This is a genomic window from Actinocorallia lasiicapitis, assembly GCF_054778695.1.
This window is the reverse complement of sequence record NZ_BAAGZI010000009.1, coordinates 28,489-42,428: the sequence shown is the minus strand read 5'-3', so window position 1 is coordinate 42,428 and position 13,940 is coordinate 28,489. Positions and strand designations below refer to the sequence as shown.

The 13,940-nt window shown below is 71.2% G+C and carries 9 protein-coding genes; 6 read left to right on the top strand and 3 right to left on the bottom strand.

Features of this window, described 5'->3' with window-relative positions:
• The 5 genes from ACYVE7_RS02420 to ACYVE7_RS02400 all read left to right on the top strand — a co-directional run.
• A partial coding sequence (locus ACYVE7_RS02420; protein ID WP_460362800.1) for a hypothetical protein occupies positions 1–710 on the top strand: 710 nt, incomplete at its 5' end.
• A 4-nt stretch (positions 711–714) separates the two neighbouring features.
• Complete coding sequence (locus ACYVE7_RS02415) at positions 715–1,728, top strand: hypothetical protein (protein ID WP_460362798.1); 1,014 nt, start codon at positions 715–717, stop codon at positions 1,726–1,728.
• Positions 1,725–2,459 carry an HNH endonuclease family protein gene (locus ACYVE7_RS02410; protein WP_460362796.1) on the top strand — a complete coding sequence of 245 codons (735 nt, stop codon included), beginning with the start codon at positions 1,725–1,727 and terminating at the stop codon, positions 2,457–2,459. The genes ACYVE7_RS02415 and ACYVE7_RS02410 overlap by 4 nt, the downstream gene beginning before the upstream one ends.
• Positions 2,460–2,524: 65 nt before the next feature.
• Entirely contained in the window at positions 2,525–3,484 is a 960-nt protein-coding gene (locus tag ACYVE7_RS02405) for a hypothetical protein (RefSeq protein WP_460362794.1), read from the top strand.
• 50 nt (positions 3,485–3,534) lie between these two features.
• The gene (locus ACYVE7_RS02400; RefSeq protein WP_460362792.1) at positions 3,535–3,984 is read left to right on the top strand and encodes a hypothetical protein; all 450 of its coding nucleotides are present in this window, start codon (positions 3,535–3,537) and stop codon (positions 3,982–3,984) included.
• A gap of 10 nt (positions 3,985–3,994) precedes the next feature.
• Here ACYVE7_RS02400 and ACYVE7_RS02395 read toward each other — a convergent pair whose 3' ends face one another.
• The 3 genes from ACYVE7_RS02395 to ACYVE7_RS02385 form a co-directional block, all read right to left on the bottom strand.
• The gene (locus ACYVE7_RS02395) at positions 3,995–4,750 is read right to left on the bottom strand and encodes a nuclease-related domain-containing protein (RefSeq protein WP_460362791.1); all 756 of its coding nucleotides are present in this window, start codon (positions 4,748–4,750) and stop codon (positions 3,995–3,997) included.
• Between the two features lie 122 nt (positions 4,751–4,872).
• Complete coding sequence (locus ACYVE7_RS02390; RefSeq protein WP_460362789.1) at positions 4,873–5,247, bottom strand: hypothetical protein; 375 nt, start codon at positions 5,245–5,247, stop codon at positions 4,873–4,875.
• Positions 5,248–5,261: 14 nt separating this feature from the next.
• Positions 5,262–7,052 (bottom strand): 3'-5' exonuclease, encoded by a 1,791-nt coding sequence (locus ACYVE7_RS02385; protein WP_460362787.1) that lies wholly within the window; start codon positions 7,050–7,052, stop codon positions 5,262–5,264.
• A 610-nt stretch (positions 7,053–7,662) separates the two neighbouring features.
• Between ACYVE7_RS02385 and mobF the strand changes: the two genes are divergently transcribed.
• Positions 7,663–13,917 (top strand): MobF family relaxase, encoded by a 6,255-nt coding sequence (gene mobF / locus ACYVE7_RS02380; RefSeq protein WP_460362784.1) that lies wholly within the window; start codon positions 7,663–7,665, stop codon positions 13,915–13,917.
• The last annotated feature ends 23 nt before the right edge of the window (positions 13,918–13,940 follow it).

Genomic DNA, 13,940 nt, shown 5'->3' with positions numbered 1-13,940 from the left:
GTCACGATCGTGGGACCGCCCGCCGGACTGTCCAGGGCGAGGGTGCCGCCGAGGACGCCGCGCTGCTGGCCGCCGCCGAGACCGCCACGGCCGAGGCCGAGGAACGCGCCACCGTCGCCGAGGGCCAGGTCACCGAAGCCCGCGCCCAGGCCGAGCCCGACGTCGCCGCCGCCCAGGCCGAACGCGACGAGACGATCACCGAGGTTCGCGGGGAAGCCGCCCGGACGGTCGAGGCCGTGAACGCCGCCGCTGACGTCCGGGTGAAGGAGGCCGAGGAAGCCCGCGACACCGCGATCGCCGCCGCCCGCCAGCAGGTCGAGGAGATCACCGCCAGCACTCGCCGCGAGATCGAGGAGGTCCGCGCCGCGGCCGCCCGCGAGGTCGAGGATGCCCGTAAGGTCCAGGCGCTCGCCGAGCAGGGCGCCGCCCGTGCCGGGCAGCTCGCCGAGGACGCCACCCGCCGGGCCGACGGCCTGGAGACCCGCCTGACCGAGCAGCGCGGCACCTACGAGGAGCGGCTGGGCGAGCTCACGCTGGCCCGCGACGACAACCGTGACCGCGCCATGCGCGCCGAGCGCAGCCTGGACAGCGTCGAGACCGCCCTGGCCGAGCAGAAGGCCAAGACCACCGAGCTGGAGGCCGAGGTCGAGCGGCTCACCCTCGAACTCGCCGCCCGCCCCGCCGTCCGCAAGCCCGCCAAGGGAGAGTGATCTCATGACCCGCATCAACCTGACCAGCGTCCCGCCGATCCCCGCCCGGCTCGTCCTCGACCTGCACGCCACCGGCGACATGTGCGCCGCGATCGTCTACGAGACCGGCAGCGGCTACCGGGTCGCGCTGCCCGGCAGCTGGGGCGGCGTCCCCGAAGCTGAAGGCCGGCAGCTCGCGGTCCTGTTCGCCGAGGAGCTGCACATCGCCCTGGCCGCCGAGCAGGGCGTCACCGCCCCCGCCGTCACCGCTCCGCCCACCGAGGAGTGGGCGCAGGCCTACGCCGCCGGCGAGCTGGCCGCGCTGTTCGTCCGCGAGCTCGACCGCTCCACCGCCTACCGTCTCAGCGACGATCAGTGCCCCACCTGCGCCATGCGGCTCACCGTCGTCCCGGCTCTGGCCGCCTATGGGCCGCTCTGCCTGGCCGAGTGCCTGCGGCCGACCCTCGGCACCGTCCAGATCCCCGAGGTCCCCACCGAGGTGATCGCCGACCTGTGGAAGCAGGAAGAGGCCGACGTCGACCAGAGCCACCATCCCGTGCTCGTCTACACCGCCGCCGGGGAGTTCCGGATCACCAGCGCGGCCGCGCCCCGCCTGTTCACCGATGAGACCGTGATGTCGGGCGCCCACCTGCAGGCGGTCGCCGACCGGGACATGCAGGAGAACAACCTGGAGCGGGGCTACCTGCTCACCGACGAGGCCGGGTGGCTCGCCTACCAGGCGGCCGAGGCCCGCAAGCGCGTCAACCACCCCGACGAGCACGCCCAGGCCGACGCCGCCCGCGCCGAGCTCGCCCGCGCCCTGGCCGCCCTGGTCTCGCTCGACGGCCCCACCAACGACCCCGACCGCGCGCCCGAGATCGTCGTCGACCTCCACAACCGGAACACCGTCGGCGACGAGGACACCGTCTCCGGACTGCAGGCCGGGCACCTGACCTACATCGCGTCCCTGATCCGCCAGGACCTCGAAGAGCGGTACGGCTACGCCGCCGCCCACGGCCACGAAGGGAACCTGCGGTGAGCAGCCGCGGCGGCCACCCCGGAGACCTCGGCGAACAACTCGTCCTCGGGTTCGACGACGGCCAGGACGACGAGCCCGAGACCCGCCCGGTCCGCCCCGCGTCGAGGCCGATCGTCCCCGCGCCGGCGGCCGCCGACATCGTCGAGGAGGTCGTCGAGCGGGTCGCCGCAGTCATCGAGGAGTTCGGGCAGCTCGGCCTCGACAACGTCCCGCGCGGACGCCAGCGCCGCCCCGCGATCAGCAGCGAGGTGTGGGCCGCCCTGCTGGCCGACCCCGCCACCCGCGCCAGCTACGACAGCAAGATCTACCGCGGCACCTACGCCTGCCAGCCGTTCCTCGGCGCGATCTCAGATTCGGGTCACGGCAAGCTGCGCATCTCCCGCAAGCTGCGCACGTCCGTCCAGGTCGTCACCGCCCACGTGTACGGGTGGCAGCTGCACCACGGGATCATCGCCGCCCGCCCGGGCGAGGACCTGGTGATCGCCCACAAGTGCGACGAGGCCAGCTGCCAACGCCCCGACCACTGGGAGCTCCTCCCCCGCGGCGACAACGCCGCCGACTACATGAACCGCCGCCACGGCGGCCCGCTCGCCGACGTCCGCGGCACCCACGGCCGAGCCGTCGCGATCCGCAACGCCATCCTCACAGCCCACGCCACTGGCACCGACGTCGACGCCGCGTTCGCCGCCGCCCGCGCCGCCGGCCTCGACCCCACCCCCGGCCTGTTCTGAACACTGACCCGATCTCGCGGAGCGACGCCCTGGGTATCCGCGCGTGCCCGCGATATAGTATCCACATGGATACTGGAAGCGGGCCGGAGATGGCGGGCCCGACGAACCCGCTCAACGACCACCGGTACAGCGAGCACGGCTGCTGCGCCGAGTGCATCCAGTGGTGGGACAGCCCTGGCGGCCGCAGCGTCTACCGCATGTGGGAGGACCGGCGGGCCGACATCGAGGCCGACCGGGTGGCGCGCCAGCGCGAGCCATGGCGGCGCCGGGAGGGCGAGCTTCACGGCCAGGACCACGCCGACATCGAGCGCGCGGCCCGCGAGGCCGAGCTGCTGCCCGAGGGCTCCCTCGACGACGAGGAGAACGACGACGGGTTGACGACGGGGTATGTGAAGCCGCCGTCGTTCTCGACGGGCCGGTTGACGACGCGGCAGGCCGATGCGGTCGGGGCGTGGCGGGAAGCGCTGATGGCGGGGGGCGAGGAACGACCGAAGGCCTCGACCAGCGACGTGATCGCCGCGGCGATCGAGGAGATGCTGGCCGTCGCCCCGCCGACCCCGGGCGAGGTCGCCTGGTACACCGTCCGCACCAAGCAGGGGCACCGCGCCGCCCGCAAGCCCGCCGCCCAGGGCGGCACCGGCCGGACGTCCCTGGACGTTCCGCGCCACCACCCGGTGACGTTCTTCCTGCCCCAGTGGTTCGCCGACTCCTTCAACGCCTTCCGCGCGACCGTCACCACCGCGGCGGCCGCGGTCTACTTCGACGCCGTGGTCGAGGCGCGCGAGCGGTACCCGCTGCGCCCGATGGCCGCCGAGCGCAACGCCCTCATCGCCGAGCGGATGGCCGCGGCGAACCTGCCCGAGCACCTGCCCAAGTGCCCGCCCGGCATCATCGCCCGCATGGCGATCGACCGGTGGGTCGACAGGCCCGTCTACGGGGTGATCGCGGATGCCGCCGCCTACTCCGCTCGCGTCCACACTCAGCAGCACCGGGCCCGCCAGGACATGCGCAAGGTCAAACGCTGACCAGCCACACTCGTCTCGCCCGCCCCCCCCTTTGAGAGGATCACCCCCTGATGGATCTGTCCGGCTACTTCGGAATTCACGCGGCCGCGGGCAACGCCGGCGCCGAGCGAATCCACGCCGCGATCGCCGAGGTCAAGCGGACCGGTGACGCCGCTCCGCTGTTCGCGCTCATCGATGTCCTGGCCGTCGAGTTCTCGACCGACGCCAAGAGCCAGGCGCAGGTGAAGGAGGACCTGACCGCGTTCGTCTTGTTCCGCGCGTTCTCTGACGCCCAGAGCAAGGGCGACCAGGAGGCCGCGTCCATGCTGGCGTTCACGATGAAGCTGATGGTCAGCGAGGAGACGATCAACGAGGTCATCAACGCCGAGATCGTCGGCGCGGCCGTCCGGGAGGGGACGCTGCCCGCCGACCGGTACGACAAGCTGATGGCCTACTACCGCGAGCGCGACGACCACAACGTCCTGAGCATGATCCGGGAGAACGTCCGCCGCGTCGAATAGCGCGGCCGAGTCAGACGGCCGGGTCGACGTAGGGCGGGAAGCGGCGTTCGCAGGCCGCGACGAGCAACTCGACCTCGGCCGGGCTGTACACGGCGGGCAGGTCACGGATCCAGCTGCGGACCTTCCGGCCGCCCTGCAGCATCGGGATCCCAGAGACCTCCCACCGGTGCCACGGCGTCAACTTCGTCCCGTGGACGACCAGCGCGGCGGGCACCGCGACGTCACGACCGAGCTCGACGGCCAGGATCCGCGCGACCCGGTCCCGCTCGTACACCAGGCCCTGGACGGTCTTGCTGCCGTGGGTGCGGCCGATCCACACCTGCCCGCCGCGTTTGCGCGCTGTGCGCGACTTGCTCCAGTTCTTGCTGTCGGCGACCAGCACCCCGTGCGGGCCGACGATCAGATGATCCAGGTTCGCCCTGCTGTTACCAGCGAGGGCCCGGTCGTGCATGATCACGTAGCCGCGCCGGGCCAGGGGCTTGAGGAGGGCGGCGGTCGCGGCTTCGCCCTCGGCGCCCTGCTTCCACAGCTCGGAGTCGCTCTTGCGGGCCGGGCGGCCGCCGGTCACCAGGACGAGGACGGCGAGGACCAGGACGCCGCCGCCGACACCGATTCGCCACGAGGTCGAGGCGATCGTGAGGGCCAGGGCGACGACGACGAACGCCGCTGCGTAGCCGGCGACCCGACGGCCGAGGCCTCGACCGGTGCGGAGCTGGCGGGCCATCGCCGAGGCGGACGCGCCCGCCTCATCACGTCGTGCGCTCATGGGGTGTTCCTCCGAGGGTCGAGGACCCTAACTGGCGAGTATTGGCGCTAAGGGGTTAGCGCAGGTCAGCGGGGGTTTCTCTGCCACAGGGTGATCGAGGGTTGAGGCTGGTTCTTGGGGTTTCAGGAGTGGACGATCAGGATGGCGCTGTGCTCGTCGGTGTTGGGGTCGAGGGTGTGACTGATGGGTTGGACGGTGAAGCTGAAGCCGGAGGCGAGCAGGACGCCGGCCATGGATTCGATCATTAGGGCGGCGACGCGGTGCAGGAGTGCGTCGTCGCGGCCGTCGTGGATGCGGTTGCCGTCGAGCTGGTCGGCGTCGAGCTGGTAGAAGACTTCGACTTTGTCGCCGCGTCCGCGCAGCCGGAATCCGCCGTCGCTGGTCGATTCCCGTGGTAGCGGGGGCAGGGTGGTGTCGATGCCCTTGAACCCGGCGGAATCGAGCACGGCCCACACGCTGGTGGCGAGTTCTTTGCCGGTGGGGGTGAGGAAGCCCATGGTGGTGTCCTTGGTCAGCGAGTGGCGGGGGCACCGAGGGCCTGCAGCACGGTCCGGGCGTCCAGGGCGTCGCCGAGGGCGCGGTGGCCGCCGCCCAGCGGGAGCCACCGGCCGATCCTGAGCCAGGTCGACCGGGCGTTCATCAGACAGCCCCACCGGTCGGAGCTGGGCAGGAGGGTGGTGTCGAGGCCCGCGTGGCGGTGCGTCGCGGAGATGCGGCCTTTGTCGAAGTCGCTGTTGTATGCGGTGATCTTCTTTCCCTCGACGGCGGCGAGGAACCGCGGGAACACCTCGGCCCACGAGGGCGCGCCCGCGAGCTCGTCATCGGAGATGCCGTGCACGAACCGTGCGCCGTCCTCGACCTCGACGCCGCCAGGGTTGACGAGGGTGTTCAACAGGCACGCGCCGGTCGAGGCGTCGACGACCGCCAGCTCGATCACCACCCCGCCGAGGCCGGTCGTCTCGGTGTCGACCACGACGGCCGCGCCGGGCTCCAGGCAGGCCCGCGCCCACCGGATCACTTCACCGACGGCCGTCGACAGGACGATGTGGTCCCAGTGCTGGGACGCGCCGTAGTGGTCAGAGAGCGCGGCGGTCACCTCGGCTTTGGTCGGGTGGCCATCGGCGGTGTACTCCCAGTCGATCTCCCATTTGTCGCCCGCGTTCCAGAAGTGCGGCCACACCTCGACCGCGTACCGGTCGCCGAGCTCGGCGCAGAACGCGCGGATCACCTCGGCGCGGGCCGCGGGCAGCCGGGTGTACTCGCGGAGCGGGGAGACCTCCCCGGGCTTGACGGCGCGGACGGCTTCCCAGTCGACGCCGGGCACCTCGGCGATCACGTTCTCGAGGTCGCCGACGGAGTACAGCGGGATGTCGACGGTCTTGCGGACGCCAACTTCGCGGGTGACGTGGGTCGCGGCGGTCAGCCAGCCGGCGGCGAGGACGTAGTCGAAATCGCGGCGGCGGATCTCCATGTGCGCGGCCGCCTGATCGGGGCCGAGGAGCTGCTCACGGCGGACCCGCTCGATCAGGTCCTCATCGGCCGTCAGCTCGGCGATGATCGTCCGCTCCCAGCGGCCGAACCGGCCGGGCTTGAGGCCCCTCTCCTTGGTGATCCGTTCCAGGTCGGATGGGTGCCAGTCGAGCCAGCGGGCGGCGTCCTGCGGAGTGATGGAGGCGGCGAGCCAGGCGAGCCGGTCGGCGACGATCTCCTCGACGACCTGGCGGCCGTCGTCGGTGGTGCCGAGGGCGCGGACGGCCGCGACGTCGTACAGCGCCCACTTCTTGTAGTAGTCGACCTCGGCGACCAGCTCGCGCTTGACCAGGGCCCGGATGTCGTCCTCGACGACGGGCAGCCCGGTCAGCTCGGCCAGGAGCTCGGCGCAGCGGGTCAGGCCGAGCGGCTGGGGCGGGATCGCCGCCCGGAGGGCCGCGGCCCGGGCGGTGAGGTCGTCGACGAGCGGGCGCGTCCAGAACGCGCCGAGGTCCGGGTCCGGGATGACGGCGGCTTCGCGGCCGCGGTGCCAGTCCCCGCGGGACAGGCCGAGCGCGTCCTGCAGCTCGGTTTCGGAGTACAGGTCGGGCAGCAGCGCGGCCAGTTCCTCGGCGCGGCCGACGAGGGCGTCGACGGTGGCGCCCTTCCACCGCGGCGTGCTCAGGTCGTATGGGGGGAGGATCCCGCCGGCCGTGACGGCCTTGTCGACCTGGGTGTGGGTCCAGCCGAGCGCGGCGGCGAGCTGCCCGTGGTCGTGGGCTTTGGTGCGCGGTGCCGCAGCGGCGGGCGTGCCGTCTTGGGTGGCCGTCATTTCGCCGGGTCCTTTCCGTGAGCGTCGAGCCGAAATTGCGCGGGCCGGTGGTGTCGAGAACGACGGTAGTCGGCGGCACCGACATTCTGCCGCCGGTCGCCGAAACCCGTGAGCGGTAACAGTCCGCGCGAATCGACCGCCCGCCGGACGGCCATTCCACCCGCGCCGGGAAAGGCAACCGGTAACAGTCCGCGCCGAAAAGTCCTCGGCCGCCTGGCGGCGACCATCGTGGCGGCGCGGCGAGACCCGCGCGGGGGCCGGGGCGGCCGGTTCGCCGACGGCGAGGCGTCCGGCTGATCTTGAGGCCGCTTCGCGCTCGCGCGAAAATCTCCACTGCTGATCTTGGTCCGGATCTCTCCCGTCTGCCTCTGCTGACCTCGGCTCGCTCCGCTTCGCCCTTCACAAGCCTCAACCCCCGTCGCCGTCCCGTCTCCTCCTACTGCCTCACCCCTCCACAAGCTTCACACCGAGGCATTACAATGTTGATGGTTTGTCGATCTTGCTCGCTTCGCTCCGCAAGATCTTTTATGCCCGCCCGCTTCGCGTGCTGGCCAGGGGGTATCCCGCACGCTGCGGGGGTTCGGCCGAGGCCGGGAAGGGGGTGAGGATCATGAGCGTGGTCGCGTCCGTCGCCCGCGGCTACGACGTCGAGTACTACCTGAAGTGCGCCGGGAAGGGCGCCGAGGGCTACTACCTGTCAGCGGTCGCCGAGATCGGCGAACCGGCCGGAATCTGGAACGGCCGAGGGTGTGCGGAACTGGGTCTGGACGTCGGCGCTGAAATCGACGACGAGACGATGCGGCTGCTGTACGGACAATTGCTCGATCCTCGCGACCCGAATTTCCGGGACAAGAACATCAAGGCGGAGGACAAGGCCGCGCTGGGGAAGCCGCCGCGCACTTTCAAGACGAAAGAGGAAATCTTCGCGGCGAAGATGGCGGCTAAGCCGGACGCCACCCCCGAGCAGATCGCCACGATGGAGATCGAGGCCTCGAACGAGGCCCGCAAGGCGCTGCTGTTCCTGGACTTCACCATCTCGGTGAGCAAGTCCGTGTCGGTCGTGCACGCCGGGTACGAGGCCGCCGCCCAGGAGGCCGAGCGGGCCGGGAACATCGAGGCCTCGGAGTTCTACCGCGCCCAGGCCAAGACGGTCGAGCGGATCATCATGAACGCCGTCGAGGGCGGCCTGGAGATGCTGCAGGACGAAGCCGGCTACGCCAGGGTCGGGTACCACGGGGCGATTCCGAGGGATCCGGTCACCGGCCGGAAGCTCACGGAGTTCTCGACCGGCAAGTTCGTGAGGGCCAAGGACTTCATCGTCGGATCGTTTTTCCAGCACACTTCTCGCGATGGTGACCCTCAGCTGCACGTTCACAACTTGATCTTGAATCGGGTGCTGTGCCCGGACGGGCAGTGGCGGACGCTGGACTCGCGGGCGATCCACAAGTGGCGTGCCGCGGTGTCCGAGTACGTTGGCCGCCAGGTGGACGAGGACATGACCACTGAACTCGGCCTGCGGAGCACGGTCCGCAGCGACGGGAAGGCCCGCGAGATCGTCGGGGTGAGCGAGCAGATCCGCGACACGTTCTCGACCCGGCGGATCGGGATTGCCCCGGAGATCCGCAAGCTGGCGGATGAGTACGAGGTCAAGTGGGGCAAGAAGCCGAATGCCCGGGTGCTGTTCAGCATGGGGCAGTGGGCGACCCTGGATCGGGCGAACCGCAAGGCCAAGAAGAAGCACGCGCAGCCGCGCGAGGTATCCCTGGACGTGTGGGAGCAGGCGATGCGGGCCGCGGAGCTCGGCTCCCTGGCCGATATCCCTAACCGCATCGAGGGGCATCTTGACCTGGAGACCCTTCAGGGCATCGCCGGGAAGACGCAGGAGGAGATGCGGCAGGTCATCGACGTCGCGGTCGCCGAGCTGGAGGCCGCCCGGACGTGGTGGACGCGCCCGCAGCTGATGGCCGAGATCTCCAAGGCGCTGCCGGACTACCTCGGTGGCCTGGACAAATACCAGATCCGGGACGTGCTGAACGAGCTGACCGACAACGCTCTGGCGCCCGGGGCCGGGCACGGGGTGTTGCTGCTCAACGCGCCGGAGCTGGTCGCTACCCCGCCCGAGCGGGTCCGTGAAGAGGACGGCCTGTCGATCTACGAGGCGCACGACGTGCGCCGCTACAGCACTACTACCCAGATCGACCGGGAGGAACAGATTCTGGGGGCTGGCCGCCGTCTTGGTGCGCCCTCGGTCGAGAAGGAGAAGGCCGCAGCCGCGTTTGGCACGTCCGCCGAGGAACTCGACTTGCTGCTCCACGGGACCCGCTCCCGGAAGCCGATCGGCGAGCGCGTCGAGGGCGAGCAGGGCGCGGAAGCTCCTGGCACTGCCGAGGAACCAGCGGGGGCACTGGCAGGCACTGGCGACGTTGCCGGGGCACCGGCCAGCGGGACCGCTGAGGCCCCCGGAGGCGGCTCCGAGGTTCCTGGCACAGAGACGGCGGGCGCGGCGGAGCCGGGCGAGGTTCCTGGAACTTCCCAGGTCGGGGGCACTGTGGCACCCGTCGAGGGGGCGCAGGCACCGGCGGGCACCGGCGAGGAACTGCCGCAGGAACCGGCGGAGGTTCCTGACACTGCCAGCGAGGCACCGGCCGAGGTTCCCGGGTCCAGCGCAGAGGCTCCCGGCACCGTCGAGGCGTCGGCGGGCGCGCCGGGTGCGCAGGGCGAAGGACCGGCCAACGCTGATCCTCATGGGGAGCAGGCCGCCGCCGCGGCCACCGAGGTTCCCGACAGCGCCACCGACACACCGACGGCGAGCACCGGCGATCTTCACGAGGCACCGGCCGACGCGGCGGCCGGGAGTCCTGGGGCCAGCGCTGACGGAGCGGCGGGGGCTGGCGAAGTACCGGCAAGCCCCGTTGATCTTGCCGGGGCGTCTGCCGCCGAGGCGGCCGAGGTTCCCGGCAGCGGGTCGGTTGGTTCCGAGGCACTGACGCAGGAACCGAACCAGGTTCCAGACACCGAGACAGGCGGCACCGAGGAACCTGTCGAGGCACCAAACGAGGTTCCAGGCACCGAGACGGCACCCAAGACGGCACTGGCCGCCAGTGCCACGGGCGCCGAGGCACCGGCCGTCGAGGCTCCCGAGATCGCGGCAGCCGTGACGGGCACCACTGAGCGGGCCGAGACGGAACCGGCCGAAGGGGTTGACAGCGAGGACCAGGAAGTTCCTGGCACCGCTGAGGAGACAGCGGGAGACCGCCCGGAACCGACCATGGAACCGCTGCCGTTGCTCGGCGACGGCTCGGCGATCATCGACCCCGCCGACCTGGTGTACGAGGTGAACGGCGAGCGGTTGCGCGGCGACCAGGCCGCGGCCGCCTACGGTGTCCTGACCTCGGGCAGCGAGGTCGATGTGCTGGTGGGGCCCGCAGGCACCGGCAAGTCGATGACCATGGGCGTCTTGTCGGATCTGTGGCGGCAGGAGACCGGCGAGAGCGTCGTTGGGGTGACGATCTCCCAGAACGCCGCCGACGTTCTCGCTGGTGAGGGCTGCGACGAGACATACAACATCGCGGCGTTCCTGTCCGCCTACGACCGAGGCCAGGGAGGCCTGCGGCCGGGCCAGCTGCTGGTTGTTGACGAGGCGTCCATGGTGGACACCGCGCAGCTGTCGGAGCTGCTGCGGATGGCGCAGGTCGCTGGCGCGAAGGTCTTGCTGACCGGTGACCCCGCCCAGCTGGAGGCGGTCGGGGCGGGCGGCGCGTTCCAGATGCTCGCCCGCGAGCACGGGTACTTCCAGCTCACTCGGGTCGCCCGGATGAACGAGCAGTGGGAGCGCGAGGCATCCCTCAAGCTCCGCCAGGGCGACACCGCGGTGCTGGCCGAGTACGACAAGCACAGCCGCCTGGACGAGGGCGACCTTGAGGAGATGACGGACAAGGCCTACCGGAACTGGCTCGCCGACACCCTGGCCGGCCATGACTCGATCCTGCTCGCGCCGACCGGCGATCAAGCCTCTGAGCTGTCGCGACGCGCCCGCGCGGACCTTGTCGCCCTCGACAAGGTCGACGAGAGCGACTTCCAGTTGCGCGACAAGAACTTCGTAGGAAAGCGCGACCGGATCATGGCCCGGCGGAACCACTCGGAGATCGAGAGCGTCGACGGACGCCGGATCACCAACCGCGACGTGCTCCGGGTGGTCGGCTGGGACGAGCAACGCCAGATGATCGCCCAGCGGTACCTCGGACGGGACCGCGAGACCGGCAACGAGCGGTGGGGCGAGACCTACAGGCTCCCCGAGGGCTATGTGCGCAACCACGTCGAGCTCGCCTACGCCGGGACCGTTCACGCAGCTCAGGGACGCACCGTCGACACCGCGCACGCTCTGGTGCAGGACGGCATGGTCGGCCGGGCGATGCTCTACGTGATGATGACCCGGGCACGGATCGCGAACTACGCCTACGCGGTCACCAAGGCCCGCGTGGCCGAGCCGCAGCCGGACACAGTGGAGGCCCCGGAGCTGTCCGTCGAGAAGCTCCGCGCCGCCGAGCGCGCCGTCGACGAGCTCGTCTCGGAACCAGCCGCCGGTGCCGAGGCGCCGTCGCAGGAACCAGCCGAGGCGGCGGACGGAACCGAGGAACCGCGCGAGGCACCGGATCAGGAACCAGGCACCGAGACAGGCGGCACCGAGGAACCTGTCGAGGCACCGAACGAGGTTCCTGGCACCGAGCCCGTTGGTGCCCAGGCACCTGTCGAGGAGACGGTGGCACCGGCAGACACCACCGAGGAACCCGCCACGGAACGGGCTGGGGTTCCTGACACCGTCGAGGTACCGGCCGTGGCACCAGAGCCGAGTTCCACGGAACCGGCGTGGGCACCGGGCGAGTCCGTGACCGTCCGGCGCGGCGATGGTGAGGAGATCCTCGACGCCGAGGGCCGGCCGCTGGAGACCGGGGACGTCCTGCGGGTCGAGGAGGAGCAGCCCGACATCGAGGGCCGGGTGATCGTCACCCGCGATCTCGGCGACGGTGAGTTCAGCGAGCCGTTCACCGTGGTGCCCTTCTCGCTCGACTACTGGACGGCCGTCGGCGAGCTGCCTGCCGCCCCCGAGGCGACCGCGGCCGCCGAGGACACGGCCGAGGACTCCGTCGAAGTCCGCGCCATCGGGGGCCAGGCCACCGAGGGCGAGACGGCCGGGCAGCAGCAGGGCCAGGGGTTGAACGAGCCGGTTCTCGACCGGTTCTCCGTGCTCGGCGCCGCGATGCAGGGTGCGGAGGCCGAACAGACCGCGCTGGAGGTCATCCGGGACGAGCAGATGCTCGCCGGGCACCCCGCCAAGCTCGGCGCCGTCTACAACAGCTTGGTGTCCGAGGGGGCCGAGGGGTACTACGACAACGTCCTCAAGGGCGTGCTCACCGAGGACCAGTACAACCGGCTGCAGAAGGATCCGGAACGCCCCACCCTGTTCCGTCTTGTCCACGCCGCCGACCTGGCCGGCGAAGATCCCGGGCCGTTGTTGATCGACGCGGTGAGCTCACGGGAGTTCGAGACCGACCAGTCGCCCGCCCGCAGCATCGCCGCGGTCCTGCACTTCCGGGTCAAGCAGGCGCTGGGTACCGACCAGCCCGAGCCCCGTCTGTACGAGCGGTTCGCCGACCGGCCGAACCGGATCGTCGACCCGGTGGATCGTGAGTGGGCCGAGCGGCACGAAGAGGTCCTGGACCACCAGGCCATGGTGTTCGGTGAGCAGCTCGCCGAGACCCCGCCGCCGTGGGCGCTCACGAACCTCGGCCCGGTCCCCCAGGACGACCTGATCGCACGCGCCGAGTGGGAGCGCCGCGCCGGGATCGTCGAGGTCTACCGGCAGCAGTACGGTCGCCTCGACCCCGAGGACGCCCTTGGCCGCGGCACTGACAGCCCCGAAGCCGCCGTCGGGCGCAAGGCCGCCTACCACGCGCTGGGCTGCCCGAACGAGCAGCAGGAGGTTCGCGACGTCAAGGACGGCGAACTGTGGCGGAGGACGCTCGCCTACGGTCGTCAGACCGAATGGGCGCCGCCGTCGGTCGCCGACGAGCTGCGCACCGCCGGCCATGCCGTCCGCACGCACACCAACCGCGCGACTCTCGCGGACGCCGAGGCCAGCGTCGCCGGCACCGTCGAGGAGCGGGAGCGGCTGACGGCCGTCGCCCAGGGCCACCGGGACCTGGCCGACCAGATCGAGCAGCGCCGCCAGGAGCTCGCCGAGGTCGATGCCGCCCGCGTGCGCTGGCACACCGAGACCGAGCAGGCCCGCCAGGCCGCCACCGATGCGATCGCCGAACTCGAACGCCGCCACCCCGACGCCGGGTTCGGCAGACTCCACGACGACCCCCGCCCGAACAGCCGTGCCCAGGAGGAGCGGGAGCAGGACCAGCAGCGGGAGATCGAAGGGCAGGGCGCCCTCGACCTCGGCGACACCACCAAGCAGGCCAAGAAGGATGAGAGGGCCGCAGGCCGCGACCGGCCGGTCAAGGAGCAGGCCGCCGAGAAGACCCAGGACAAGAGCGCCGAGCGCGAGCAGGTCGCGGGTCAGACCGAACTCGACCTGACCCAGGGCACCGAGCACGATCAGTCGCGGCCGGCGGTCAGCGCCGAGCTTCGAGACGCGATCGTCCAGGCGCGCAGCGCCCAGGCCGTTCTCGAAGACCGCGCCCAGAAGCAGAAGGCCAAGGAGGCTGCCGAGATGGAGGCCGCCGCCCGGGAGCACGGCGACGACGCCCGCCGACAGCAGCAGGTCGCCGAGAAGGACCGTGTCCGCCAGCAGCCCGAACGCGCCCCGGCCCCCCAGCGCGCAGCCAGCAGAGGCGAAGAGCATGGCCGTAGCCTCTGACACCACGACCGGGCTACGGTGAC

Excerpts from the sequence above, each read along its gene's own strand:
- ACYVE7_RS02415 (WP_460362798.1), top strand. The coding sequence starts at position 715 with ATGACCCGCATCAACCTGACCAGCGTCCCGCCGATCCCCGCCCGGCTC.
- ACYVE7_RS02405 (WP_460362794.1), top strand. The coding sequence starts at position 2,525 with ATGGATACTGGAAGCGGGCCGGAGATGGCGGGCCCGACGAACCCGCTC.
- ACYVE7_RS02400 (WP_460362792.1), top strand. The coding sequence starts at position 3,535 with ATGGATCTGTCCGGCTACTTCGGAATTCACGCGGCCGCGGGCAACGCC.
- ACYVE7_RS02395 (WP_460362791.1), bottom strand. The coding sequence starts at position 4,750 with ATGAGCGCACGACGTGATGAGGCGGGCGCGTCCGCCTCGGCGATGGCC.
- ACYVE7_RS02390 (WP_460362789.1), bottom strand. The coding sequence starts at position 5,247 with ATGGGCTTCCTCACCCCCACCGGCAAAGAACTCGCCACCAGCGTGTGG.
- ACYVE7_RS02385 (WP_460362787.1), bottom strand. The coding sequence starts at position 7,052 with ATGACGGCCACCCAAGACGGCACGCCCGCCGCTGCGGCACCGCGCACC.
- mobF (WP_460362784.1), top strand. The coding sequence starts at position 7,663 with ATGAGCGTGGTCGCGTCCGTCGCCCGCGGCTACGACGTCGAGTACTAC.